The sequence below is a fragment of the Pseudomonas sp. VS40 genome (assembly GCF_018587885.1).
Taxonomy (GTDB): Bacteria; Pseudomonadota; Gammaproteobacteria; order Pseudomonadales; family Pseudomonadaceae; genus Aquipseudomonas; species Aquipseudomonas pergaminensis.
The window spans coordinates 432,070-456,871 of sequence record NZ_JAGYWD010000005.1; the positions used below are offsets into that span (position 1 = coordinate 432,070).

22 protein-coding genes and 2 riboswitches are annotated in these 24,802 nt (G+C 62.2%); of the genes, 14 read left to right on the forward strand and 8 right to left on the reverse strand.

Features of this window, described 5'->3' with window-relative positions:
- Positions 1-84: 84 nt before the first annotated feature.
- The 4 genes from cobM to KHP07_RS17640 form a co-directional block, all read right to left on the reverse strand.
- On the reverse strand, positions 85-831 hold the full coding sequence (gene cobM, locus KHP07_RS17625; protein ID WP_214497629.1) for a precorrin-4 C(11)-methyltransferase: 747 nt from the start codon (positions 829-831) through the stop codon (positions 85-87).
- 69 nt (positions 832-900) lie between these two features.
- On the reverse strand, positions 901-1,293 hold the full coding sequence (locus KHP07_RS17630; protein WP_214497630.1) for a cobalamin biosynthesis protein: 393 nt from the start codon (positions 1,291-1,293) through the stop codon (positions 901-903).
- The gene (locus KHP07_RS17635) at positions 1,290-1,994 is read right to left on the reverse strand and encodes a CbtA family protein (RefSeq protein ID WP_214497631.1); all 705 of its coding nucleotides are present in this window, start codon (positions 1,992-1,994) and stop codon (positions 1,290-1,292) included. Before KHP07_RS17635 ends, KHP07_RS17630 begins: the two co-directional genes overlap by 4 nt.
- An 11-nt stretch (positions 1,995-2,005) precedes the next feature.
- Positions 2,006-2,194: a CbtB domain-containing protein gene (locus tag KHP07_RS17640; protein ID WP_214497632.1), complete on the reverse strand. Its 189-nt coding sequence runs from the start codon at positions 2,192-2,194 to the stop codon at positions 2,006-2,008.
- Positions 2,195-2,290: 96 nt separating this feature from the next.
- Positions 2,291-2,495, reverse strand: a riboswitch (cobalamin riboswitch).
- Positions 2,496-3,322: 827 nt separating this feature from the next.
- A riboswitch (cobalamin riboswitch) is annotated at positions 3,323-3,522 on the forward strand.
- A 93-nt stretch (positions 3,523-3,615) separates the two neighbouring features.
- On the opposite strand from KHP07_RS17640, the gene cobW reads away from it, so the two are divergent.
- The 4 genes from cobW to KHP07_RS17660 all read left to right on the forward strand — a co-directional run bounded on the left by cobW (position 3,616) and on the right by KHP07_RS17660 (position 10,280).
- Positions 3,616-4,677, forward strand: a complete 1,062-nt coding sequence (cobW, locus tag KHP07_RS17645; protein WP_214497633.1) for a cobalamin biosynthesis protein CobW — start codon at positions 3,616-3,618, stop codon at positions 4,675-4,677.
- 3 nt (positions 4,678-4,680) lie between these two features.
- Entirely contained in the window at positions 4,681-8,442 is a 3,762-nt protein-coding gene (cobN, locus tag KHP07_RS17650) for a cobaltochelatase subunit CobN (RefSeq protein ID WP_214497634.1), read from the forward strand.
- Positions 8,443-8,628: 186 nt separating this feature from the next.
- Positions 8,629-9,627 (forward strand): magnesium chelatase ATPase subunit I, encoded by a 999-nt coding sequence (locus KHP07_RS17655; protein ID WP_214497635.1) that lies wholly within the window; start codon positions 8,629-8,631, stop codon positions 9,625-9,627.
- Positions 9,628-9,680: 53 nt separating this feature from the next.
- Entirely contained in the window at positions 9,681-10,280 is a 600-nt protein-coding gene (locus KHP07_RS17660; RefSeq protein ID WP_214497706.1) for a vWA domain-containing protein, read from the forward strand.
- Here KHP07_RS17660 and KHP07_RS17665 read toward each other — a convergent pair.
- Entirely contained in the window at positions 10,277-11,224 is a 948-nt protein-coding gene (locus KHP07_RS17665) for a DUF1853 family protein (protein WP_214497636.1), read from the reverse strand. The two genes, KHP07_RS17660 and KHP07_RS17665, sit on opposite strands and share 4 nt — an antisense overlap.
- Positions 11,225-11,369: 145 nt before the next feature.
- Here KHP07_RS17665 and KHP07_RS17670 point away from each other — a divergent pair, with 145 nt between their 5' ends.
- Genes KHP07_RS17670 through pepN form a run of 6 tightly spaced genes read left to right on the forward strand, consistent with a single transcriptional unit; the run spans position 11,370 to position 17,870 of the window.
- Positions 11,370-12,260, forward strand: coding sequence for an NAD(+) kinase (locus KHP07_RS17670; RefSeq protein ID WP_003217892.1), 891 nt, complete (start codon positions 11,370-11,372; stop codon positions 12,258-12,260).
- Positions 12,257-13,231: a metallophosphoesterase gene (locus KHP07_RS17675; protein WP_178076800.1), complete on the forward strand. Its 975-nt coding sequence runs from the start codon at positions 12,257-12,259 to the stop codon at positions 13,229-13,231. Before KHP07_RS17670 ends, KHP07_RS17675 begins: the two co-directional genes overlap by 4 nt.
- A complete protein-coding gene (locus tag KHP07_RS17680) occupies positions 13,228-14,097 on the forward strand; it encodes a rhomboid family intramembrane serine protease (protein ID WP_214497637.1) in 870 nt (289 codons plus the stop codon). Before KHP07_RS17675 ends, KHP07_RS17680 begins: the two co-directional genes overlap by 4 nt.
- 14 nt (positions 14,098-14,111) lie before the next feature.
- The gene (locus KHP07_RS17685; RefSeq protein WP_016972751.1) at positions 14,112-14,372 is read left to right on the forward strand and encodes a YeaC family protein; all 261 of its coding nucleotides are present in this window, start codon (positions 14,112-14,114) and stop codon (positions 14,370-14,372) included.
- On the forward strand, positions 14,369-15,199 hold the full coding sequence (locus KHP07_RS17690; RefSeq protein WP_214497638.1) for a DUF2797 domain-containing protein: 831 nt from the start codon (positions 14,369-14,371) through the stop codon (positions 15,197-15,199). The genes KHP07_RS17685 and KHP07_RS17690 overlap by 4 nt, the downstream gene beginning before the upstream one ends.
- Before the next feature lie 13 nt (positions 15,200-15,212).
- Entirely contained in the window at positions 15,213-17,870 is a 2,658-nt protein-coding gene (gene pepN / locus KHP07_RS17695) for an aminopeptidase N (protein ID WP_214497639.1), read from the forward strand.
- Positions 17,871-17,923: 53 nt separating this feature from the next.
- On the opposite strand, the gene KHP07_RS17700 is transcribed toward pepN, so the two are convergent.
- The gene (locus KHP07_RS17700) at positions 17,924-18,970 is read right to left on the reverse strand and encodes an aldo/keto reductase (protein WP_214497640.1); all 1,047 of its coding nucleotides are present in this window, start codon (positions 18,968-18,970) and stop codon (positions 17,924-17,926) included.
- Between the two features lie 160 nt (positions 18,971-19,130).
- On the opposite strand from KHP07_RS17700, the gene KHP07_RS17705 reads away from it, so the two are divergent.
- The 4 genes from KHP07_RS17705 to KHP07_RS17720 all read left to right on the forward strand — a co-directional run bounded on the left by KHP07_RS17705 (position 19,131) and on the right by KHP07_RS17720 (position 22,018).
- Positions 19,131-19,847 (forward strand): helix-turn-helix transcriptional regulator, encoded by a 717-nt coding sequence (locus tag KHP07_RS17705; RefSeq protein ID WP_078048114.1) that lies wholly within the window; start codon positions 19,131-19,133, stop codon positions 19,845-19,847.
- 52 nt (positions 19,848-19,899) lie between these two features.
- Positions 19,900-20,235: a nuclear transport factor 2 family protein gene (locus KHP07_RS17710; protein ID WP_078048115.1), complete on the forward strand. Its 336-nt coding sequence runs from the start codon at positions 19,900-19,902 to the stop codon at positions 20,233-20,235.
- Positions 20,236-20,250: 15 nt separating this feature from the next.
- On the forward strand, positions 20,251-21,354 hold the full coding sequence (zapE, locus tag KHP07_RS17715; RefSeq protein ID WP_214497641.1) for a cell division protein ZapE: 1,104 nt from the start codon (positions 20,251-20,253) through the stop codon (positions 21,352-21,354).
- A 172-nt stretch (positions 21,355-21,526) separates the two neighbouring features.
- The gene (locus KHP07_RS17720; RefSeq protein WP_214497642.1) at positions 21,527-22,018 is read left to right on the forward strand and encodes a GNAT family N-acetyltransferase; all 492 of its coding nucleotides are present in this window, start codon (positions 21,527-21,529) and stop codon (positions 22,016-22,018) included.
- Between the two features lie 110 nt (positions 22,019-22,128).
- Here the strand turns inward: KHP07_RS17720 and KHP07_RS17725 are convergent, their stop codons facing one another.
- Positions 22,129-22,350: a hypothetical protein gene (locus tag KHP07_RS17725; protein ID WP_078048118.1), complete on the reverse strand. Its 222-nt coding sequence runs from the start codon at positions 22,348-22,350 to the stop codon at positions 22,129-22,131.
- A gap of 144 nt (positions 22,351-22,494) precedes the next feature.
- Positions 22,495-24,723, reverse strand: a complete 2,229-nt coding sequence (locus KHP07_RS17730) for a TonB-dependent siderophore receptor (protein WP_214497643.1) — start codon at positions 24,721-24,723, stop codon at positions 22,495-22,497.
- Between the last annotated feature and the right edge of the window lie 79 nt (positions 24,724-24,802).

Sequence of the window (24,802 nt, forward strand, 5' to 3'; positions counted from 1 at the left end):
CCGCGATCTCTGGCCAGCCAGCTCCTACAGTATCAAAATATTCACATATATCAGTGAGTTGCGGCTATTTTATGAGGTTATTTGTCATGGTCGGTAAAGGTGTGCATGCCCGGCCCGATACAGCGAAGACTCACTGAAACTATCATTGGCCAGCACCCGACCCACCACAATCAATGCCGTACGTCGAAACCCTTTTGACGCCACTTTCTCGGCAATGTCATCGAGGGTGCCGACTGCCCAATCCTGATCCGGCCAGGTCGCGCGATGCACCACGGCAATCGGACAATCCGCGCCATAGTGCGGCAGCAGTTCGGCGACGATTTTATCCAGGTGGTTGACCCCCAGGTGGATCGCCATGGTCGTGGCATGCCGGGCCAGGCTGTCGAAGTCTTCACCGGCCGGCATGCTGGTTTTATCCGCGTAGCGGGTCAGGATCACGCTCTGGGCGATGTCGGGCAGGGTCAGTTCGGTTTCCAGCAGCGCCGCGCAAGCGGCTACCGCGGTGACGCCGGGGATGATCTGGAAGGGGATGTTCAGCTCGCGCAAATGACGGATCTGTTCGCCAATTGCCCCATACAGGCTCGGGTCACCGGAGTGCACGCGGGCCACATCCTGCCCTTTTGCGTGGGCGGCCTTGATCAGGTCGATGATCTGCTCCAGATGCAATTCGGCGCTATTGACCAGGGTTTCGGCCTGATGACCTTCCAGCACCGCCGCTGGCACCAGTGAACCGGCGTAGATGATCACCGGGCAACTGCGGATCAGCCGCTGGCCTTTGACGGTGATCAATTCCGGGTCGCCGGGGCCTGCGCCGATGAAGTAGACGGTCATGGTAATTCCTGTCGAAAAACGGGCGAGCATGAATGTTATTCATGATCGGGGCGGGCGATTATCGGGATTTTAGCCGGCGCACGCCAATGCAAAGGTCGCTTGGGCGTTTTTTCTGCGGGTGATCAGCAGGCGGGCAGGGGCGTGACCGAGGTGTTCAGCCAGGGCCAAGGCGGCGCTTTCAGCGATGCCGTAACAGCCGGTATGGGCAAAAACCACCTCGGATTTGTGGCTCAGGCGGTTTTCGAAAACCGCCAGTTGCTCGGCGCTGAAACACTGCAACGGCAGGTCCAGTGCTTTGGCCAGCGCCAGCAGGCCTGGTTCATCCTGTTTGCGATCGATACTGGCCAGCGCGGTGATGCGCTGGCGCTCGATATCGCCCTCGGCGAGGGCCGCATCAAACAGGGCCTGCAAGGCGTGAACATCACAACCGCGCTGGCAGCCCAGGCCGACCACCAGGATCATGCCGCGTATTGATCGTCACGGTTGCGGCGGAACAGCCACGCACTGATCAGGCCCAGGGCCAGCCAGAATGCGACGTTGGTCAACTGCGAAGCGATCTTGAACTGGGCTTCCAGGGCTTCCGGGGCCAGCATCGAGTGTACTTCTGGCTGTGGAGCACCGATCACGTGCGGCACCACCAGGATCGCCACGCCCAGCGCTTTGAGCAGCCAGTTGCGACCGAACACAATCAGCGCGATACCGGCGGCGGTCGACGCGGCAGTGCCGATCCACCAGATCTGCCGTTGCGCCAGGTCAGCCGCGGCGGTGCCTGGCAGCTCTGGCGGCAGGCCCAAGGTTGGCGCCAGCACAAAGGTTGCGTAACCCGCCAGGCCCCAGAGCAGGCCTTGCGCCGTACGGGTCGGCGCACGCAGGGTGTACAGGCCGGCCAGCATCAACGCAAACCCGACCGCGACTACCAAGTTGCCGCCGGTGGTGGACAGCACGCGTTGCCAGCCATCTTCGGGTTCCCAGGCTTCGGCGTCGTGGGTGTGGGCGGCGGCACCCTCGGTGTGTGCATGGGCCACTTCGGTGGCGGCAGGGGCATGTTCGTAGGTTTCCGCTTGCAGAATCAGCGGGGCGACCCAGAAGCTTTGCAACAGGGTCAGCAGCAGGGCGGCCAGAAGACCGGTGAAACCTGCGGTTTGCGCGATACGCTTGATCATGTCGGCAGGTCTCAGTGGCACGGGAACGCGGCGCTGTGGCGGGTATCGTGGGCGGCGTTGTGCACGGCCTCGATGTGCGAGAAACCGGCGAAGTACACCAGGCACGCGCCGAGAATCGACGCGCCGATGGCGGCGGTCAGGCGTTGGCTCAGGGGGGCGGAGCTGCTGGCGGTGTGCGAGGTGCTGCTGATGATCGACATGGCGCGTCCCTTTCAGGTGTCAGGGTGAAACGAGCGCATGAAAACACCGCGAGCCGGGCACGCAGGGTTTAAACAGCGCCCGCCCACCGCGGGTTTGTTATCTGATTTTTTCGGGCCGGTCTCCGGGCTTGCGAGGGGCATTGCGCCTATTAAGCGTCGCCTTCCCATGCCTTGGAGGCACAGTGGATCTGACACTTCGCTCGCTTACCGTTGCGGGGGCAGCACCGGACTGGTCATATCGCTATGACGCACCGGTTTCCCGTTTCACCCTGTGAGGGGCACCCGAAACAAGGTGTGTAGGAGAGCATGGGGGTGGGAGGGGAGTCAATTGGGTTGTTGGGAGCATATCCGTTGTTTAGGTAACGGCGGCTTATGGTTCCGCTCTTACAGCGGGTCACTTTTGGAAAGGCCCAAAAGTAACCAAAAGGCCTTCGCCCCAACACTCGGCACCTCGCCTAGGCTCGGTGTGCCCTCACTCCGGCTTGAATCCGTGGGCCGCCGCGATGGGCCATCCTTGGCCCAGCGCGGCTAACCCGGCGTCCTGCCGGGTTACCCACGGATTCAAGCCTGCGTTCGGCCAGCGTGTTTGACGGGGCGCCTCAGATCAAGAGCGACTCGCTTCGCATCGTAGATACGCTTTTCGTTTTCTGTAGGAGCCGGCTTGCCGGCGAAAAACGTGAGACCGCCGCGTTTTGTCTGATTCCCCGCGTCATCGTTGAAGACCATCGCCGGCAAGCCGGCTCCTACAAGACCGCGTTTGATTTTGCCTTTGCTTTACACCACTCAAGCCGGCTGTCAGGCCGCTGTGCTTTTGATTTTGATCTTAGGCGCCCCGTCAAACACGCTGGCCGGAATTCGGCAGGGATTTGGGGGGTAAACCGGCAGGGATGCCGGTTTAGCCGCCCCGCGCCATGGATGGCGCGTGGCGGCGGCCCCCCAAATCACTGTCGGATTACGGGCATACCGAGCCTAGGCGAGGTACCGAGTGTTGGGGCAAGAGCGCTTTGGTTACTTTGCCGCTTTTGCAAAGTGACCCGCCGTAAGGGCGGAACCATAAGCGGCCATTACCGCAGCAACGGATATGTACCCCAACCCAAACCCCATCATTGACCATCCCCCAAGCACTGCGTAGCCTTGCACCCTCGAGGTTCTTCAGCCCAGGCCGAAGCTAAGAAGGGAACGCGGTCCAAGCCGCGGCTGCCCCCGCAACTGTAAAGGGTTCATCTGACTGCCACGCCACTGCCATTACAGCGGGAAGGCGCAGCCAGCGCTGGTCGCAAGACCCGCAAGCCCCAAGCCAGGAGACCTGCCTCGCAACCGATTTTCCAATTCAACCGGGCGGGGTGATCCGGTGACGAAATCCGCTGCTGCGTGCCGTCGCAGGGCCTATCGTCCCGTATGCCCGCCCCCAAGGGCATCCGATGAAAACACTGGCCAAACTCCCCGTCACCATCGTTACCGGCTTCCTCGGCTCGGGCAAGACCACCTTGCTGCGCCATATGCTCGACAACGCCCAGGGCCGCCGTATCGCGGTGATCGTCAATGAATTCGGCGAGTTGGGCATTGACGGTGAAATCCTCAAGCAGTGCTCCATCGGTTGCACCGAAGAAGAAGCCAACGGCCGCGTCTATGAGCTGGCCAACGGCTGCCTGTGCTGCACCGTGCAGGAAGAGTTCTTCCCGGTGATGCGCGAATTGGTCGCCCGTCGTGGTGACCTCGACCATATCCTTATCGAAACCTCCGGCCTGGCCCTGCCAAAACCGTTGGTACAAGCCTTCCAGTGGCCGGAAATCCGCAGTGCCTGCACCGTTGACGCGGTGATCACCGTGGTCGACAGCCCGGCCGTGGCCGCAGGCACCTTCGCGGCGTTCCCGGAACAGGTCGATGCCCAGCGCAAACTTGACCCGAACCTGGACCACGAATCACCCCTGCACGAGCTGTTCGCCGACCAGTTGGCCAGCGCCGACCTGGTGATCCTCAACAAGAGCGACTTGATCAGCCCCGAAGACCTGGCTCGCGTGCGCCTGGAAGTCGCCGAAGAACTGCCACCCGCCGTGAAGATCATTGAAGCCAGCAGCGGTCGCCTGCCGCTGGACGTGTTGATCGGCCTGGGTGCAGGCTCCGAAGAACACATCGACGGTCGCCACAGCCATCACGATCATCATCACGAAGGTGAAGACGATCACGATCACGACGCCTTCGATTCCATCTCCATCGACCTGCCGCAAGCCGACGAAGCGCTGCTGCTCGACGCCCTGACGCAACTGGTGGTGCAGCACGGCATCTTGCGCGTCAAAGGCTTCGCCGCCATCCCGAACAAGCCGATGCGCCTGCTGATCCAGGGCGTGGGCACGCGTTTCGACAAGCACTTCGACCGTGCCTGGAGCGCCGACGAGCCGCGCATCACGCGCCTGGTGCTGATCGGTCAGGACCTCGATGCGGCCGGCCTTGAAGCGCAACTGCGCGCCGCTCTCAGCGTTTAACCCATGCACCTGCTCAGGACCCAGCCCGGTGGTTTCGTCTCGGACGACAATATTGCCGACCTTGGCCAGACCCCCGCTGAACTGGTGATCCTGTGCAGCGGTGATTCCAGCCTGGCGCTGCTGGCCGAAGCGGCCCAGCAGTTACCCGACGACTACCCCAGCTTTCGCCTGGCCAACCCGATGCAGGTGCAGAACCATGCCTCGGTCGACCTGTATGTCGATGAGGTGCTGCGCCATGCCAAGGTCATCCTGATTTCGCTGCATGGTGGCATCGGTTATTGGCGCTACGGCATCGAGCGCCTGGTGGAGCTGGCCGAAAGGGGCGTGCAGCTGATCCTAGTGCCGGGGGATGATCGTCCGGACCCTGAACTCAGCGGGTTGAGCACCGTCGGCGCCGAAGCGCGTGATCGCCTCTGGCACTTCCTGCGCCAGGGCGGCCTAGGCAATGCGCTGGATTTTTATCGCTGCCTGGCCAGTGCCTACCTGGGCCGTGACTACGCCTGGGCGGAGCCGCAGACCCTGCCGCGCACGGCGATTTATCATCCGCGCCACGCTAACGCCCGCCTGAATGATTGGCAGGCCGACTGGCACGCCGACTGGCCGGTGGCGGCGGTGCTGTTCTATCGCTCCCATTTGCAGGCGGCCAATACCGGTTTTATCGACGTGTTCTGCCAGCGCTTGCAGGCCGCGGGGCTTAACCCGTTGCCGATGGCGGTGGCCAGTTTGAAAGAGCCCGGCTGCCTGGCGGTGGTCGAGGATTGGCTGGATGAGGTGGGTGCGGCGGTGATCCTGAACACCACCGGCTTCGCCCAGTCCAGCCCCGAAGCGCCGCACTTGCGGCCGTTTCGCCGCAATATCCCGGTGATCCAGGCCATTTGCGCCCAGGACAACCAACCTGGTTGGGAAGCCAGCGAGCAAGGCCTCGGCCCGCGTGACTTGGCCATGCACATCGCCCTGCCGGAGCTGGATGGACGGATCATCAGCCGGCCAATCAGCTTCAAGGACCTGGCCTGGCGCAGCGAGCGCAGCCAGTCGGATGTGGTGTGCTACCGCGCCGCGCCCGAGCGCATGGATTTTGTCGCGGAACTGGCGCGACGCTGGGTCGAGTTGGCGCGAGTGCCGAATGCGCACAAGCGCATCGCGCTGATCCTTGCCAACTACCCGACCCGCGACGGTCGGATTGGCAATGGCGTGGGCCTCGATACCCCAGCGGCCGCACTGAATATTTTGCGTGCCCTGCAGGCTGAAGGCTATCCGCTGCCGGAGACCTTGCCCGACAGTGGCACGGCGCTGATCCACGAGTTGCTCGGCGGCGTCACCAACGACCTCGACAGCCTCGACCTGCGCCCGTGCCATCAAAGCCTGGGCCTGGACGACTACGCGGCGATGTTCGCTCGCCTGCCCGAAGCCAATCGGCAGGCCGTACTGGAACGCTGGGGCACGCCACAAAACGATCCGATGTTCCGTGATGGCCGCATGATGATCGCTGGCCTGCGCCTGGGCCTGACCTTTGTCGGTATCCAGCCGGCCCGGGGTTATCAAGTGGACGCCAGCGCGGTGTACCACGACCCGGACCTGGTGCCGCCCCACGCGTACCTGGCGTTCTACTTTTGGCTGCGCCACACCTACGGCGCCCATGGCGTGATCCATGTGGGCAAGCACGGCAACCTCGAATGGCTGCCCGGCAAAGGCGTGGGGCTGTCGGAAAACTGCTGGCCCGACGCGCTGCTGGGGCCGCTGCCGAATATCTATCCCTTTATCGTCAACGACCCGGGCGAGGGCGCCCAGGCCAAGCGGCGTACCCAGGCGGTGATCATCGACCACCTGATGCCGCCGCTGACCCGTGCCGAGACCTATGGCCCGCTGCGTGACCTGGAGCTGTTGGCGGACGAATATTACGACGCCCAGTTGCTGGATCCGCGCCGCGCCCTGGAATTGCAGAAAGACATCCTCAAGCTGGTGCGCGAAACCCGTATCGACCAGGAACTGGAGCTGGAAAGCGACGCCGATGCCGCCGTGTGGCTGCCGCGCCTGGACACTTACCTGTGCGACTTGAAGGAGTCGCAAATCCGCGACGGCCTGCATATCTTTGGCGAGTCGCCCGAGGGGCGTTTGCGTATCGACACCTTGCTGGCATTGCTGCGCATCCCGCGGGGCGATGGCCGTGGCCCGCAGTCGAGCTTGCTGCGGGTGCTGGCCAAGGCCTTCGACCTGGGCTTTGACCCCCTCGATTGCGCCCTGGCCGAGCCGTGGACAGGACGGCGCCCGTTGGTGCTGCAGAAGATCGACGGGCAGTTGTGGCGCACCGCCGGCGATACCCGCGAACGCCTGGAGCTGTACGCCGCGCGCTTGATCGAGCAGGCGCTGGAAGGGCCACTTGAACAGTTGGAAGAGTCCGGCTGGGAGGATGTGAAAGCCGTGATCGAAAGCCTGCGTATCGTCGTGGCGCCACGCCTGGACGCCTGTGGTCCGGCGGAAATGCGTGGGCTGCTCGATGCCTTGAGCGGCCGTTTTGTGCCCGCTGGCCCTAGCGGTGCGCCGAGTCGCGGGCGTCTGGATGTGCTGCCGACCGGGCGCAACTTTTTCAGCGTCGACGTGCGCAACCTGCCCACCACCACCGCGTGGCGCATCGGTTTCCAGTCGGCCAACCTGATTCTTGAGCGACACCTGCAAGACCATGGCGACCACCTGCGCCAACTTGGCCTGTCGGTATGGGGCACCGCCACCATGCGCACCGGCGGCGATGATATCGCCCAGGCCATGGCGCTGATGGGCGTGCGCCCGGTGTGGGCGACGGGCAGCCAGCGGGTGGATGACTTTGAAATCCTGCCGATCAGCCTGCTCGACCGGCCGCGCGTAGACGTGACGCTGCGGGTGTCGGGCTTTTTCCGGGATGCCTTCGCCAACCTGATCCGCCTGTTCGATGCCGCCGTGCAAGCGGTGGCCGCGCTCGACGAGCCGGACGACATGAACCCGCTGGCGGCCAAGGTGCGCAGTGAGCGCGAGGCGTTGCTCAAGTCCGGCCTGGACGACGAGGCCGCTGCGAAACAGGCCGGTTGGCGCATCTTCGGCGCCAAGCCCGGCGCCTATGGCGCGGGCGTGCAGGGCGCGGTCGACGGTCGCCTGTGGCAAAGCCGCGAAGACTTGGCCGAGGTCTACCTGAACTGGGGCGGCTACGCCTATGGCGGTTCCGACGAAGGCACCGCCGCCCGCGAGCAATTCGCCCAGCGTCTGAGCCAGGTGCAGGCTGTGTTGCAGAACCAGGACAACCGCGAGCACGACCTGCTCGATTCCAATGATTACTACCAATTCCAGGGCGGCATGCTTGCTGCCGTGGAAACCCTGAGCGGCGATAAGGCTGCCAGCTATCATGGCGACCACAGCCAGCCCGACCTGCCGAAGATCCGCACCCTGAAGGAAGAGCTGAACCGGGTGATCCGTTCCCGCGCCGCCAACCCCAAGTGGATCGAAGGCGTGAAACGCCATGGTTATAAAGGTGCGTTCGAGATGGCGGCGACCGTGGACAACCTGTTCGCCTTCGACGCCACCACCGCGCTGATAGACGACCACCAATATGCGCTGTTGGCCGACGCCTATCTGCTCGACCCCGATACCCGGTCCTTTGTGCGACAGCACAACCCCGATGCGCTGCGCGACATGACCGAGCGCATGCTCGAAGCCCAGCAGCGTGGCATGTGGCAGGAACCGGGGGCGTACCGCGAGGCGTTGGAAAACCTGTTGCTGGATATCGAAGAGGATGGCTGAAGGCAAGCTTGTTGTGGTGAGCGGGCTTGCCCCGCGCTGGGCTGCGAAGCGGCCCCAAAACCGGACACCGCGTTTTGCCAGGAAGAATCCGTTTAGCTTTATTGGGGCTGCTACGCAGCCCAGCGCGGGGCAAGCCCGCTCACTACAGTGTGGTTGCTTGTGTCGCAGAATTTGAAGAGGGATCGTATGACTGATATTCCCCATTTTCCGCTGTCCGCCGTAGTCGGCGCCGATGACCTGAAACTGGCGCTGTGCCTGACCGCCATCGACCCGAAGATCGGCGGTGTGCTGATCGAAGGCCCGCGCGGCATGGCCAAGTCGACTTTGGCGCGTGGTTTGGCGGACCTGCTGGCCAGTGGTCAATTCGTGACTTTGCCCCTGGGCGCGACTGAAGAGCGCCTTGTCGGCACGCTGGACCTGGATGCTGCATTGGGCGAGGGCCGGGCGCAGTTTTCGCCCGGCGTATTGGCCAAGGCGGATGGCGGCGTGCTGTACGTCGATGAAGTCAACCTGCTGCCCGATCATTTGGTGGATTTGCTGCTGGACGTGGCCGCCAGCGGCACCAATCTGATCGAGCGTGACGGCATTTCCCATCGCCATTCGGCGCGGTTCGTGCTGATCGGCACCATGAACCCGGAGGAGGGCGAGTTGCGTCCGCAACTGCTCGACCGTTTCGGTTTCAACGTGGCGTTGAGCGGGCAGACCTTGCCCGCCGAGCGTGGGCAGATTATTCGTCGGCGCCTGGATTTCGACAGCGACCCGGCGGCGTTCTGCTCGCAATGGGAAGTGTCGCAGGCGGCCTTGCGCGAACGCTGCACTCAGGCGCGGGCACAACTGGACACTATCGCGCTGGACGACGAGGCGCTGGCAAGGATCACCGAACGTTGCTTCGCGGCGGGCGTCGACGGTTTGCGTGCGGACTTGGTCTGGTTGCGCGGCGCTCGGGCCCATGCCGCCTGGCGTGGCGCCAGTGCGATCGCCGAGGAAGATATCGAAGCGGTGGCCGAGTTTGCCCTGCGCCATCGTCGCCAGGAACAAGCCCCATCGTCCAACCCGCCCAGCGAAGGGCAGTCGCCCAAATCTTCCGACGCTTCGCCAGGCCAAGGCCAGTGGGGCGACATGCCCGCTCCGGCCCTGCCCACGGGGGCGCGCCGGGAAGTCCCCACCTGGCCAAAAAAGCCCTAGGCATTCGCCCCCGGCCTGACACGGGGACGGATGCCCGCCCCAAGGCAGGGCGACTGGACAGCGGCAGGCACGGTAAGGCGCGCAGCGCGAAGCAGGGGACGATCAATTGGCCCGGCACCTTGCTCGGTGGCCGGCCGCAAGCCCGTGAGGATCTGCTTTATCACCTGCGCAGTCGTTCGGCCCATGAGCTCTGGTTGGTGATTGTCGATGCGTCGGCATCCACCCGGCGGCATCGTGCGCTCACCGATGCCAAGGGTTTGTTGGCGCAATTGTTCGATGACGCTTACCGCCAGCGGGCGCGGATGGCGTTGTTGACGGCCAGCGGGCACTCGCCCAAATGGCAGGTACAAGGGTTGAAAGCGGCGAAGGGCTTGGCGGACTGGCTGGATCAATTGGGCGCGGGCGGTGGTACGCCGTTGCTCGCGGCGTTGACCGAGGCCGGGGCGTGGTTGACGCTGCGCCGCAAGCGGTATCCGGCTGAACAACAGCGGCTGCTGGTGATCACTGACGGGCGACTCAAGGACATCGCCGGGTTGCCGTTGCTGGAGTGTCCGGGGCTGTTGGTGGATATCGAGCGCGGGCCCATCAGGTTGGGTCGGGCTCGGGAGTTGGCCGTGGGGTTGCAGCTGGACTATCGGCATATTGACGATTAGCTATTGCCCGGCACGTTGGGCCAAAGGTCCGCCACCAGGAACAGCCGCTCGGCTTCCTCCCAATCCTGATCGACTTGAACCATCCGCACCAACAACTGCGCCGGCGCCATGGGATCCAGCTGCGCCAGCCAGCCCCTCATCTGTTCTTCACTCCAGACTTCATCCGTCGGGTAATGCGCCGGCGCCAACCACGCATGCCTGGGCAGGGGCTGCCAGCGGCCGGGCGGACTTTGGCTGACAAACGCTGGCCAATCACGCTGATGCAACCAGCGCCCACGTAAATGCTGTGGATGGGCACCAATGGGGGCTTGGGCCTCGCCAGGCCAGGGGTACAACAGATAACCGCCCAGCCACAAATGCGCATCGAAATGCTGGATATCCAGCGCCGCCAGCGCCTCCTGGCTTTCCGCTCGCTTAGAAATCGGCAGTTGATGTTGGGCCAGATGCGCCAGTTTGCGGTCCAGCCGATCGTGGCAGCCCGGCCCCAACCATTGATCCGTGTCCTGGCCATTGCCGTCCTGCGGGCCGAGGTACAGTTTGATTGCCAGCTCCAGATGATGCACGCCGTCGCGGTCGCGCAGCAGCATGTCCAACTCGCCGAGGGTATGCCCAGCGCGGCGGATCGGCAGGTTGGCCGCCAACAGTTCCACGCCCGGCGCATGCTGCACCGCAAACTGCCACAGGCGCTCGTAATAGAGGCCCAGGCGCCGGGTGCGTGACTGGTTCAGCCACTGCTGCAAGGCGCTGCTGTCCTGATCGAGCTGGCGCAGCCAGCGCTCTAGCAGGTGCGGCGCCTGCACCCAGTCACTGCCGGCCAGCGGGTGGCGCTGCGGCCACGGTGTTTGCGCGAGCATCGGCGGGGCGAGCATCACCCACGCCAGGTCGCGCACTTCGGGGTGGCGCAGCTGGCGGGGCAGGTTGTGCAGATCCGGGAACACAGTCATGGTCCGAGCATAGCCTTTTCAGTGTCGTGCGGGTGGATGAGAACCCTTGTCATCAAGGCTTCACGGCGACAAAGGATTTTGCCTGGGACGGCCTTTCGCCCATAATCGTTCTTTTTTGCCACACCCCACATCCCGCAGGAGCCCCATGGAGCAATTTCGCAATATCGGCATTATCGGTCGCCTGGGCAGTACCCAGGTGTTGGACACCGTCCGCCGGCTGAAAAAGTTCCTGCTGGAACGCCACCTGCATGTGATCCTCGAAGACACCATCGCTGAAATCCTGCCGGGCCACGGCTTGCAAACCTCGTCGCGCAAGATGCTAGGCGAAGTCTGCGACATGGTCATCGTGGTCGGCGGCGACGGCAGCCTGCTCGGCGCCGCCCGTGCCCTGGCGCGGCACAACGTACCGGTGCTGGGGATCAACCGGGGTAGCCTGGGTTTCCTCACCGATATCCGTCCCGATGAGTTGGAAGTCGAAGTCGCCAAGGTGCTCGACGGCCATTACCTGGTGGAAAACCGCTTCCTGCTGCAAGCCGAAGTGCGCCGCCACGGCGAAGCCATCGGCCAGGGCGATGCCTTGAATGATGTGGTGCTGCACCCCGGCAAGTCGACGCGGATGATCGAGTTCGAACTCTATATAGACGGCCAATTCGTGTGCAGCCAGAAGGCCGACGGCCTGATCGTCGCCACGCCCACCGGCTCCACGGCCTACGCGCTGTCGGCAGGTGGGCCGATCATGCATCCCAAGCTGGATGCCATTGTGATCGTGCCGATGTATCCCCATATGTTGTCGAGCAGGCCCATCGTGGTCGACGGCAACAGTGAGCTGAAAATCGTGGTGTCCAAAGACATGCAGATCTACCCGCAGGTGTCCTGCGACGGTCAGAACCATTTCACCTGCGCCCCCGGTGACACCATCACCGTGAGCAAGAAGGCACAGAAGTTGCGGTTGATCCACCCGCTGGACCACAACTACTACGAAGTGTGCCGCACCAAGCTGGGCTGGGGCAGCCGCTTGGGGGGTGGAGGCGACTGATGCTCGATCCCGCGCGTAGCTACGACCTGATTGGTGACGTGCACGGTTGCGCCCACACCCTTGAGCACCTGCTCGACCTGCTGGGCTACCACAAGCAGGGCGGCACCTGGCGTCATCCGTCGCGCATGGCGGTGTTCCTCGGCGATATCATTGACCGCGGCCCACGCATCCGCGAGGCGCTGCATATCGTCCACGACATGACCGAGGCTGGCCAGGCGCTGTGCATCATGGGCAACCACGAGTTCAACGCCCTGGGTTGGACCACACCGGCGCCGCCGGGCAGTGGCAAGCAGTTCGTGCGCGAGCACAACCCACGGCATGCACGGTTGATCCAGGAGACCCTGACCCAGTTCGAACACCACCCGGCGGACTGGCATGACTTCCTCGGCTGGTTCTATGACATGCCGCTGTTCGTCGACGCTGGGCGCTTCCGCGTGGTGCATGCGTGCTGGGACGACGGCTTTATCCAGCCGCTGCGCGCGACCTTCCCGGACGGTTGCATCGACCAGCACTTCCTGCAGGCCGCCGCCGTGCCGGGCAGTTTTGCCTGCAACGCCTTCGACCGCCTGCTGCGCGGTACCGACATGCGCCTGCCGCACGGCCTTACGCTGACCGGTGGCGATGGCCTGACGCGCTCGTTCTTTCGCACCAAGTTCTGGGAGGACGACCCCAAGACCTACGGCGATATCGTGTTCCAGCCCGACGCCTTGCCGGAGCCAGTGGCGCGTACGCCGTTATCGTCCACCGAAAAGAATTCCCTGCTGCGCTACGGCGTCGACGAACCGTTGTTGTTCGTCGGCCATTACTGGCGCAGCGGCAAACCGGCGCCGATCCGCGAGAACCTGGCGTGCCTGGACTACAGCGCCGTGCTGTACGGCAAGCTGGTGGCTTATCGCCTGGATCAGGAAACCCGCCTGGATCCGAGTAAATTCGTATGGGTCGACGTAGAGCGCCCCGAGGTTATCAAATGAGTGCTGTGGCGGTATTACGCCTGCCCTTGAGCGTCGACCTGGGCGGCTTTGTCCAGTTGCTGCAACGCATGCAAGTGCCCCATCGTGTCAGTGAAGAGGCGGGCGAGCAGGTGTTGTGGGTGCCCGAGAACATCAGCGACGACGTGCGCGTGCTGTACCAACGCTTTCCCGCCGGTGACCCGGACCAGCAACTGGACATTCCCGAGCAGGCGCCGATCAAGCGCCCTGGGTTTCTCCAGCAACTGCGGCACAGCCCGTTAACCGCGTTGGTGCTGCTGGCAAGTATCATTGTGGGCGCCGTGACCTTGCTCGGTGAAAACCTGCAAGCCATGAGTTGGCTGACGTTCCTGCAGTTCCGCATCGTCGGCGAGTACATCCAGTTCACGCCGCTGGCCGACAGCCTGGCGGCAGGGCAGTGGTGGCGCCTGGTCACGCCGATGCTGATCCACTTTGGCATCCTGCACCTCGCCATGAATGGCATGTGGTACTGGGAACTGGGCCGGCGCATCGAAGCGCGCCAGGGCAGCATCAATTTGCTGGGCCTGACCCTGTTGTTCAGCTTGGTGTCGAACTACGCTCAATATGTTTATGGCGGCCCCGGCCTGTTCGGTGGGTTGTCCGGCGTGCTGTATGGCCTGCTCGGGCATTGCTGGATTTTTCAATTACTGTCGCCTAATCCGGCCTATCGCCTGCCCCGTGGGGTGCTGGTGATGATGCTGGTGTGGCTGTTGCTCTGCCTGTCGGGGCTGGTCTCGATGATCGGTTTCGGCGAAATCGCCAATGCTGCCCATGTCGGCGGCCTGGTTATCGGTTGCCTGACGGGTTTGCTGGGTGGGCTGTACAGCCGCCACAAAGCCTCTCTTTGATAAGGAAGAGCCTTATGTCCTCTTTTGCTGAAATGATTGAAAACATCACCCCGGACATCTACGAGAGCCTCAAGCTCGCCGTGGAAATCGGCAAGTGGTCCGATGGCCGCAAGCTCACTGCCGAACAGCGCGAGCTGTCCCTGCAAGCGGTGATCGCCTGGGAAATCCAGAACCTGCCGGAAGACCAGCGCACCGGCTACATGGGCCCGCAGGAATGTGCCTCCAAGTCCGCGCCAGTACCGAATATCCTGTTCAAGTCGGATGCGATCCATTGATTGAAATTGGTCGCGGTGCAGTCAGCAAAATGTCGGCGCAACTCGGTGAGCCGACCGTTCAATACGCGTTTCGCCTGGGCAATGCCGAGGTGCCGGTCAACCCGTTGATCGGCACTCACGTGCGCCTGGAATACCTCGGTGCCATCCATTGCAGCCATTGCGGCCGCAAGACCAAGACCAGCTTCAGCCAGGGGTACTGCTACCCGTGCATGACCAAGCTGGCCCAGTGTGACCTGTGCATCATGAGCCCCGAGCGTTGCCATTACGACGCCGGCACCTGCCGCGATCCGGGCTGGGGCGAACAATTCTGCATGACCGACCATGTGGTGTACCTGGCGAATTCGTCGGGGATCAAGGTCGGCATCACCCGCGCCACCCAGTTGCCGACGCGCTGGCTCGACCAGGGCGCGAGCCAGGCGCTGCCGATCATGCGCGTGACGACCCGCCAGCAATCCGGCTTCGTCGAGGACCTGTTCCGCAGCCAGGTGGCCGACAAGACCAACTGGCGCGCGCTGCTCAAGGGCGACGCCCAGTCCGTCGACCTCAAGCAGGTGCGTGACGAGCTGTTCGCCTCCTGCGCCGAAGGCCTGGTGAGTCTGCAGGAACGCTTTGGCCTGCAGGCCATCCAAACGATTGCCGACATTGAGCCGATCGAAATCCGCTATCCGGTCGAGCAGTATCCGACCAAGATCGTCAGCTTCAACCTGGACAAGAACCCGATTGCCGAAGGCACGCTGCTGGGGATCAAGGGCCAATACCTGATCTTCGACACCGGCGTTATCAACATTCGTAAGTACACGGCCTACCAGCTCGCCGTGCATCAGTAGAAGGATGCCACCCATGCGCACCGAACAACCGAAGATGATCTACCTGAAGGACTATCAGGCGCCGGACTACCTGATCGAAGAGACGCACCTGACCTTCGAGTTGTTCGAGGACCATAGCCTGGTTCACGCGCAGTTGGTGATGCGCCGCAACCCTGAGCGCGGCGCCGGTTTGCCGCCGCTGGTGCTGGACGGCCAGCAGTTGGAGCTGTTGAGTGTGAACCTGGCCGATCAGGAACTGACGGCCGATGATTATCAACTGACCGACAGTCACCTGACGGTGCATCCGAAGAGCGAGACTTTTACCCTGGATACCACGGTAAAAATCCACCCGGAAACCAACACCGCCCTGGAAGGCCTGTACAAGTCCGGCACCATGTTCTGCACCCAGTGCGAGGCTGAAGGCTTCCGCAAGATCACCTATTACCTCGACCGCCCGGACGTGATGAGCACCTTCACCACCACGGTGATCGCCGAGCAACACCGCTACCCGATCCTGTTGTCCAACGGCAACCCGATCGCCAGCGGCCCCGGCGAAGATGGCCGTCACTGGGCAACCTGGGAAGACCCGTTCAAAAAGCCGGCGTACCTGTTTGCGCTGGTTGCGGGTGATTTGTGGTGTGTCGAAGACACCTTCACCACCATGACCAACCGCGAGGTCGCGCTGCGCATCTACGTCGAGCCGGAAAACATCGACAAGTGCCAGCACGCCATGACCAGCCTGAAAAAATCCATGCGCTGGGACGAAGAAACCTACGGTCGCGAGTACGACCTCGACATCTTCATGATCGTGGCGGTGAATGATTTCAACATGGGCGCCATGGAAAACAAGGGCCTGAATATCTTCAACTCCAGTGCCGTGCTGGCCCGCGCCGAAACCGCGACAGACGCCGCGCACCAGCGGGTCGAGGCGATTGTTGCCCACGAATACTTCCACAACTGGTCGGGCAACCGCGTGACCTGCCGCGACTGGTTCCAGCTGTCGCTCAAGGAAGGCTTCACCGTGTTCCGTGACTCGGGTTTCTCGGCCGACATGAACTCGGCCACGGTCAAGCGCATCCAGGACGTGGCGTACCTGCGTACCCACCAGTTCGCCGAAGACGCCGGCCCGATGGCCCACGCGGTGCGCCCGGACAGCTTTATCGAGATCTCCAACTTCTACACCCTGACCGTGTACGAAAAGGGCTCGGAAGTGGTCGGCATGATCCACACCTTGCTCGGCGCCGAGGGCTTCCGCAAAGGTAGCGACCTGTACTTCGAACGCCACGACGGCCAGGCCGTGACCTGCGACGATTTCATCAAGGCCATGGAAGACGCCAACGGCGCCGACCTGACCCAGTTCAAACGCTGGTACAGCCAGGCCGGCACGCCGCGTCTGGTGGTGAGCGAGTCCTACGATGCCGCGGCCAGGACCTACAGCCTGACCTTCCGTCAAAACTGCCCGGAAACCCCGGACAAGGTGGAAAAACTGCCGTTCGTGATCCCGGTGGAACTGGGCTTGCTGGACGCCAAGGGCGCTGGTATTGCCTTGCGCCTGGCCGGTGAAGCGGCCGCTGGCGCCACGTCGCGCGTGATCTCGGTGACCGAGGCCGAGCAGACCTTTACCTTCGTTGATATCGCCGAGCAGCCGTTGCCTTCGCTGCTGCGTGGGTTCTCGGCGCCGGTCAAGCTGAGCTTCCCGTACACCCGCGACCAACTGATGTTCCTCATGCAGCATGACAGCGACGGCTTCAACCGCTGGGATGCCGGCCAGCAGTTGTCGGTGCAGGTGTTGCAGGAGTTGATCGCCCAGCATCAACAGGGCCAGGCCTTGCACATGGATCAGCGCTTGATCACTGCGCTGCGCAGTGTGTTGAGCGACGAAAGCCTGGACCAGGCCATGGTGGCAGAAATGCTGTCGTTGCCGGGTGAGGCCTACCTGACCGAAATCAGCGACGTGGCGGATGTGGATGCCATCCACGCCGCCCGTGAATTCGCACGCAAGCAACTGGCGGACAACCTGCATGAAGCCCTCTGGCTGCGCTACCAGGCCAATCGCGAACTGTCCAAGCAAACGCCATACGTGGCGGCCGCCGAGCACTTTGCCCGTCGCGCGTTGCAGAACATTGCGCTGTCGTACCTGATGCTCAGCGGCAAGCCGCAAGTGCTGGCGGCGACCATCGAACAGTTCGACACCAGCGACAACATGACCGAGCGCCTGACCGCGCTGGCGGTGCTGGTGAATTCGCCATTCGAAGCAGAGAAGGCCAAGGCGCTGGCGGTGTTTGCGGAAAACTTCAAGGACAACCCGCTGGTGATGGACCAGTGGTTCAGCGTGCAGGCTGGCAGCACGTTGCCGGGCGGTTTGGCGCGGGTCAAGGCGTTGATGGAGCACCCAGCGTTCACACTGAAGAACCCGAACAAGGTGCGTGCCTTGATCGGCGCCTTTGCCGGGCAGAACCTGATCAACTTCCATGCAGCGGACGGCTCGGGTTATCGCTTCCTGGCGGACTTGGTGATTCAGCTCAATGGCTTCAACCCACAGATCGCTTCGCGCCAACTGGCGCCGCTGACCCGCTGGCGCAAATACGACAGCGCGCGTCAGGCGCTGATGAAGGCGGAGCTGGAGCGCATTCTGGCGTCCGGTGAGTTGTCGAGTGACGTGTTTGAGGTGGTCAGCAAAAGCCTGGCTTAAGCTGCCACGTTGAATAAAAAAACGGCCTGTCTAACAGGCCGTTTTTTTTCGCCTCAGATAACGGGCGGGCGAGGGGTGTCGAGGCCGTTATCGAGGGGGAAACGCTCGGCGATGATCCCGTGCGGCACACCCAGCGGTATGGCGCTGGCGGTGTCGAGGCGGGTGACCTGCTCGGCCGACAGTTGCACGTCGAGGGCGCCGAGGGTGCTGTCCAGTTGCGCGCGGGTGCGCGAGCCGAGAATCGGGATCAGCGCCGTGGTCGAGCGCCGTGCTTTTTCCCGCAACCAGGCAATGGCAACGTGGGTGGGGGTGGCGTCGACTTCACCAGCGACCGCCAGCAGTGCGTCGAGCACCGCGGTTTCGCGGGCGCTGTGCTCGGCGTGCACCAGGATCCCGAGTTTGTTGGCGCGGTTGTCGTCCTGGGTGTTGCGGTACTTGCCGGTCAGGAAGCCGCCGCCCAGGGGCGACCACAGCGTGGCGGCCAGGCCCAGGGCTTCGGCCATCGGCAGCAGCTCGCGGTCGGCAGTGCGCTCGACCAGGCTGTATTCCACCTGGATGCCGATGATGGGCGCAAAGCTGCGCACTTCGGCCAACAGGTCGGCGCGGGCAATCCGCCAGGCGGGGAAATTGGACAGGCCGGCATAGTGGATCTTGCCGGCGCGGACCAAGTCATCGAGGCCGCGCAGGATCTCTTCCATGGGCGTGACGTTGTCGCTCATGTGCGCCCAGAGCAGGTCGATGCGGTCGGTGTTCAGGCGCTTGAGGCTTTCTTCCACCGAGCGGACCAGGTTCTTGCGGTTGTTGCCGAGCCTGATCGTGCCTTCATCGGACGGTTGGGTGCGCAGGGTGTACTTGGTGGCCACGACCAGGTTGTCGCGCTCGGAGGCGATAAATTCGCCCAGCAGCTTTTCCGCCTGGCCGAACTGATAGCCGTTGGCGGTATCGAGGAAGTTGCCACCGGCCTCAAGGTAGCCGTCGAAGATCTGTTTGGCTTCATCGCGCTCGGCGCCATGGCCCCAGCCCGTACCGAAATTACCGGTGCCCAAGGCCAGTTCAGATACCTGCAGACCGCTGCGGCGGCCAAAGACTTTATTGCGCATACAAGGACTCCTGAGGCAGTGATTTTCTTACATGTTTAGTAACATGTATTTAATATGATCTTGGTAATGTATTCGGTCAAGGGGCTTTTTTACTGCTGACGTTTTCTGACAGGGGGCTCTGCTAAGCTGCGTCACTTTTTCCTTCTCGGCAGGCATTCCTGTGTCGCGTACCACTCGTCTACTGACTTTGCTGCAGGCCCTACGGGGCAAGAAACGACCGGTGACCGCTGCCGTGCTGGCGGCGCAGTTGGAGGTGTCCGAGCGTACGCTGTACCGCGATATCGCCGAATTGACCGCCCTGGGTGCGCCTATCTTTGGCGAGGCGGGGGTAGGGTATGTGCTGCGCAGTGGCTTGTTTCTGCCGCCCTTGATGCTCAACGCCGAGGAAACCGAAGCCATCGTGCTCGGCTTGCGCTACGTGGACCAGCGCGGCGATGAGGTGCTCAGCCGCGCCGCCGCCAATGCCCTGGCGAAGATCGCCGACGTACTCGACCCGGCCGCCCAGGAAGCCTTGCGCAACCCTACGCTGTTGCCCGGCCCGCCTGGGTTCGGTTACCCGGAAAACCGCGTCCCCCTCAACGTGTTTCGCGAGGCTATTCGCAGCCAGGCCAAGCTGCATATCGACTATGCGGACGCCAGCCAGACCCAGAGCCAGCGCCTGATCTGGCCCCTGGCCCTGGGTTTCTTGAATGAGGTGCGGGTAGTCGTGGCCTGGTGTGAGCTGCGCGGCGCCTACCGCACTTTCCGCACCGACCGCGTGGCGAGTGCCCAAGCGCTCGGCGAGCGTTATCCGGGGCGCCGCAGTGACTGGCTGCGGGCCTGGCGCAAGCTGCTGGAGCAAAATGAATCCGGGCCTTTTACTCCTGACAAAAACTGACACAACACTGGCTTAGCATGGCCTCACAAATCACCAAGAAAGGAGCTGTGCCATGTCTATTCCTGAGTTGGCACCGGCCATCGCGGCCTATATCGCGGCGGCCAACACCCTCGACACCTCGGCTGTGGCCCAGTGCTTTGCCGAGGATGCCAACGTGTTCGATGAGGGCCAGCACCAGGTCGGCACTGCCGCGATTGCGCGCTGGATGGAGGACACCGGGCGTCGTTATCAGCCGCGGGTCGAAGTGCTCAAGGTGCAACACCGTACCGGCAAGGTGCTGGTCAGCAACAGCGTGTCCGGCAATTTCCCGGGCAGCCCCTTGGAGCTGCGCTACACCTTTCGGTTGAACGAACAGGGCAAGATTTCACGGCTGGATATTTCCCTGTAGGTCATAATCGCGGGCATGACTTTCGACTCGCCCCTCGCTGCCTATCAACACGCCATCGCTCAACAGGGTTTCGTCGCCGATGACGCCCAGCGCCGCGCCGTGGACGCCTTACAAGCCTGCCACCAAGCCCTGCATCACGGCCATGCGCCGATCACCGGCGTTTACCTGTGGGGCCCCGTGGGGCGTGGCAAGACTTGGCTGATGGACCAGTTCTACCAGAGCCTGCGGGTGCCTGCGCGGCGCCAGCACTTTCATCACTTTATGGGCTGGGTGCACCAGCGCCTGTTCCAGCTGACGGGCATCGAGGACCCCTTGCAGGCCCTGGCTCGGGAGCTGAGCCAGGAAGTGCGCGTGCTGTGCTTCGATGAGTTGTTCGTCAATGACATCGGCGACGCGATTATCCTTGGGCGCCTGTTCCAGGTGATGTTCGAGGAAGGTGTGGTGATGGTCTGCACGTCCAACCAGCCGCCTGACCAACTGTACGCCGAGGGCTTCAACCGCGAGCGCTTTTTGCCGGGGATCGCGGCGATAAAGCAGCATATGCACGTGGTCGCGGTGGATGGCGCAGAGGACCACCGGTTGCACCCGGGGGTAGGCATTCAGCGTTACTGGGTCAACCAGCCCGAGGCACTGGCCGGCGTGTTCGCGCAATTAGCTGAAAGCCAGCCAACCTGCAGCGGGCCGGTGGTGGTGGGGCATCGTTCCATCATCGCCGTGCAGGCCAGCGACACGGTGCTCTGGTGCCGCTACGCCGACCTGTGCGAGCCACCCCTGGCGGCGATGGACTTCATGCTGTTGTGTGATCGCTTCAAGGCGATCCTACTGGGTGAAGTGCCCAACCTCAGCGCGCAAAAACGCCCTGGCCGGATTGCCCGTGGCACCGAAGACGGCGCACAGCGCGTGGTGGCCGGTGATCGTGAATTGCCGCAGTTGTCGGTGCACGATGACAGCGTGCGCCGGTTTATCGCCTTGGTGGACGAATGCTACGACCGAAGAGTGCCGCTGTTCATCGAGGCCAAGGTGGCGCTGGAGTGTCTCTATACCGAAGGCTACCTGGAATTTCCCTTCCGCAGGACGCTCAGCCGGCTGCAGGAAATGCAGTTGCAGCGTTTCGGCTGAGTCTGTGCGAAAAAATCCAGGAATCGCCTGATTGCGCTTTTACACCCGCTGAACCTTCGCGTTTTCAGGCGTATTTTTGTAGTTAATCTCCTTCATCTGACACCTGCTCCATGCTTACAATCGTGCCCCTCACAGGGAGCCGATTCCCTTTTAGTTGTGATCGAGGATGGACATGGACACCCTAGATATCCTGGTGCTGCAAGCCAGCTACACCAACCCCGTGCATGCCGAAGCGATTGGCCGTGTGCTCAACCACTATGCTGAAGACCCCATGGGCGGTGGCCACAGCCTGCCCGCTGACCTGCTGGAGCAACTGCCGGGCGAGCTGGCCAAGCGTCCCCATGCGTTCAGCGTGCTGGCGTTTGTCGGCGGTGAACCGGCGGGCTTGGTGAATTGCTTTGAAGGGTTCTCCACATTTGCCTGTCGTCCGCTGGTCAACGTCCACGATGTGGTGGTGATGGACTCGTTTCGTGGTTTGGGGCTGAGCCAGAAAATGCTGCAGAAGGTCGAGGAAATCGCCCGTCAGCGCGGCTGCTGCAAGATCACCCTGGAGGTGTTGGAGGGAAATGCCGTGGCGCAATCGGCGTATCGCAAGTTTGGGTTTGATGACTCGGTATTTGATCCCGCCCACGGACGCATGTTGTTCTGGAATAAACCACTTTAATAAATAACAGGCAAAAAAAAGGCGCCATGTATTAAATGGCGCCAAGTAGACCCTAGCCAAAGGAGCGGGATGGTAAGGGGTAGTGCGGTTAAATCAGGTATGCCGTTGAATCAAGTATTCGGTTGTTGCTCAGCGGTGGATTGATCGGCCGCCTCTTTCTTGACGTTCTTGCCATCAGCCTGAGCTGTTTGTTCAGCCGTGCCGTGAGTCTTTTGCTGCATGAACGTGAAGTTGTTGTAGAACTCCTTCGAACGCTCGGAACCGCCTTCGGCAAAGGCGGCGGCAGACGTCAGGGTCATCAGGCTGGCAAGCATCAAGGTCGAGAGTTTCATGGCAGTGTTCCCATTAAGAGTGATCGGTATCCGCTCTGTCCTTGATCAGATTCATGGGGCGAGTGTGGGGTGGGTTTATTAAGTAGGAATTAACGCTAAAAAATCCCGAAGTTAACAATTTCGTTAACTTCGGGTTATAAATTCTTACATCTTCCAGTCGAGTGCCAAGGTGATCGAGCGCGGGTCGCCCCAATACACGCCATTATAAAAACCGACGCGTTCGTAATATTTTTTATCAAATAGATTGTTGACGTTGACCGACACCGAGACATGTTCGTCGAACTGGTAGCGCGACATCAGGTTGACGACGGTATAGGCCTGTTGGGTGATCTTGGTCGGTGTCGTGATGAGGTCGCCGTCTTGATCGCGGCCACCCGTTGGACGCCCGGCAAATGCGTAGAAGTCGCTCTGCCAATTGACAGCACCCCCCACCGTCAACCCGCGCCATTCCCCGGGCAGGCGATAGGCTGTCGACATCTTCAGCAAGTTCATCGGCTGATCGGTGTTGTTGCGTTGCTTATCGCCGTTGAGCGAGTGGGTATAGGTGTACCCAGCGGTGAGGTTCCAGTCGGGCATCACTTCGCCTGACACCTCGACTTCAAAGCCCTGCACCTTGTTGCCTTTGCCACCGGATTTGTAGAACTGCTCGCGGGTGACCGGGTCTGGTGGGGCGGTGTTGTCGAGTTCAGCTACGTTATCCTGGGTGCTCCAGAAAAACGCAGTGGCCAGGTTCAACCGCTCGTTCAGCAGGCTGCCCTTGAGGCCGATTTCATAGTTGCTGCCCACCACCGGCTCCAAGTACTTCTTGCTGGCGTCGCGTTCGTCCTGCGGGTTGAAGATATCGGTGTAGCTGGCATACACCGTGTATTCCGGCGTCAGGTCGTAGAGCAGCCCGGCGTAGGGCGTCCACATGTCGTTGTGGGTCTGGCGGGTTTTGGGTTCGGGGACGCGTTGATTATTGGCGTCGTATTCAGCCGGGGTACTTTCGATTTCCCAACTGCCATAGCGGCTGCCCAGTACCGCGTGCAGCCTGTCGGTCAGGCTCAGTCGAGTGGCCAGGTAACCGGCCTTCTGTTGTTTGCGTGAGTGTGGGCCCTTGAGCCCGGTGGTGCGGTCGGGGAACTTGACGATCCCGCCCATGTGTTGCCAATCAGGGATGGTTTCGTAGCCTTCGGGTGTGCTGTAACGCTGGTAGGGTGAAGAATCCCTTTGCTGCGACTCCCCATACCCCACCATCAATTCATGCTCGCGTCCCAGCAGTGAGTAGGCGCCGGCGAGGTTGAAGTCCACGGCATCCATCTTCGAGGTACCGACCATTTGGTTGGTCCAGGCGGTCATGCCGCTACCGTCCGGATTCGGGAAACCCGCGCCGCCGTAATATACCTTGCCGTCGGTATCGCTCTGCCGGTGGGTATAGGCGGCTTTCAGGCGCCAGTTCTCGGACAGTTTGTGGTCAAGGGAGGCAAAGGTGGTCTTGTCCTTGAGCGGCCAGGAACTCCAGTCGGTGGCCATATTGGCGGAGCGCGACAGGCGAGCCTTACTGCCATCGCTGTTCCAATAGGGCAGTGTGCCCCATGAGGTGCCCTGCACATGTTTGTTCTGATAATCGAAGCCTACGGCTACCACGGTGTCGTCCGTCAGATCGGCTTCGAGAATGCCGTAGCCGACTTCCCTTTGCAGGGCGTAATTATCGCGAAAGGATTGGCTGTCGCGGTAAGCCATCACGGTACGTCCGCGCAGGCGCCCATCAAAGGCCAGTGGGCCGCCCACATCCAGGTAGCTGTAGTAGTTGTCATGGCTGGCGCCGCTGACGCCCGCTTTGGCTTGCCACTGCGAAGTCGGGCGTTTGCGGATCATGTTGACCGTGGCCGAGGGGTCGCCCGCACCGGTGGTCAGGCCGGTCGCGCCGCGTACCACCTCGATACGGTCGTAGATGATGGTGTCGGAGTCGGACTTCATGCGCCCAAAGGTATTGAGCATGCCATCCACTTGGAAATTGTTGATGGAGTAGCCCCGCGATGAGTAGCCAGCACGGTCCGAATCCAAGTGCTGGACTGTCACCCCAGTGGTCTGGCGCAGCGCATCGGTCAATGTGTTGAGGTTGAAATCATCCATCTGCTGGCGAGTGATCACCGAGATCGATTGCGGGGTTTCCTTGACCGACAGGTTCAGGCGGGTGGCGGTGCTCATGGAACCGGTGGTGTAGGCCCCGGTGTGCTCGGTGGTAGCACCCAGGCCTTCGGCGGTGATGCTGGTGGCGCCGAGTTCGAGGGTTTTGTTTTCGGGGACGGTTTCAGCCAGCAGCTCCGGGCTGGCGACCACGCTTAACAGGCCGAGGCTGAGGGTCATGGAACGGGTAAAGGGCGCGAACATCGCGGAAGACTCCTTGTCGTCTTTGCGGCCTTCTCAGTAAGAAAAGGCCATGGCTCAAAGACGAAAGGAGAAGGGGAAC

Coding starts and splice junctions, on each gene's coding strand:
- cobN (WP_214497634.1), top strand. CDS start 4,681: ATGCACCTGCTCAGGACCCAGCCCGGTGGTTTCGTCTCGGACGACAAT.
- pepN (WP_214497639.1), top strand. CDS start 15,213: ATGCGCACCGAACAACCGAAGATGATCTACCTGAAGGACTATCAGGCG.
- KHP07_RS17630 (WP_214497630.1), bottom strand. CDS start 1,293: ATGATCCTGGTGGTCGGCCTGGGCTGCCAGCGCGGTTGTGATGTTCAC.
- KHP07_RS17710 (WP_078048115.1), top strand. CDS start 19,900: ATGTCTATTCCTGAGTTGGCACCGGCCATCGCGGCCTATATCGCGGCG.
- KHP07_RS17685 (WP_016972751.1), top strand. CDS start 14,112: ATGTCCTCTTTTGCTGAAATGATTGAAAACATCACCCCGGACATCTAC.
- cobW (WP_214497633.1), top strand. CDS start 3,616: ATGAAAACACTGGCCAAACTCCCCGTCACCATCGTTACCGGCTTCCTC.
- KHP07_RS17640 (WP_214497632.1), bottom strand. CDS start 2,194: ATGTCGATCATCAGCAGCACCTCGCACACCGCCAGCAGCTCCGCCCCC.
- KHP07_RS17670 (WP_003217892.1), top strand. CDS start 11,370: ATGGAGCAATTTCGCAATATCGGCATTATCGGTCGCCTGGGCAGTACC.
- KHP07_RS17730 (WP_214497643.1), bottom strand. CDS start 24,723: ATGTTCGCGCCCTTTACCCGTTCCATGACCCTCAGCCTCGGCCTGTTA.
- KHP07_RS17720 (WP_214497642.1), top strand. CDS start 21,527: ATGGACACCCTAGATATCCTGGTGCTGCAAGCCAGCTACACCAACCCC.
- KHP07_RS17725 (WP_078048118.1), bottom strand. CDS start 22,350: ATGAAACTCTCGACCTTGATGCTTGCCAGCCTGATGACCCTGACGTCT.
- KHP07_RS17665 (WP_214497636.1), bottom strand. CDS start 11,224: ATGACTGTGTTCCCGGATCTGCACAACCTGCCCCGCCAGCTGCGCCAC.
- KHP07_RS17700 (WP_214497640.1), bottom strand. CDS start 18,970: ATGCGCAATAAAGTCTTTGGCCGCCGCAGCGGTCTGCAGGTATCTGAA.
- zapE (WP_214497641.1), top strand. CDS start 20,251: ATGACTTTCGACTCGCCCCTCGCTGCCTATCAACACGCCATCGCTCAA.
- KHP07_RS17635 (WP_214497631.1), bottom strand. CDS start 1,994: ATGATCAAGCGTATCGCGCAAACCGCAGGTTTCACCGGTCTTCTGGCC.
- KHP07_RS17655 (WP_214497635.1), top strand. CDS start 8,629: ATGACTGATATTCCCCATTTTCCGCTGTCCGCCGTAGTCGGCGCCGAT.
- cobM (WP_214497629.1), bottom strand. CDS start 831: ATGACCGTCTACTTCATCGGCGCAGGCCCCGGCGACCCGGAATTGATC.
- KHP07_RS17680 (WP_214497637.1), top strand. CDS start 13,228: ATGAGTGCTGTGGCGGTATTACGCCTGCCCTTGAGCGTCGACCTGGGC.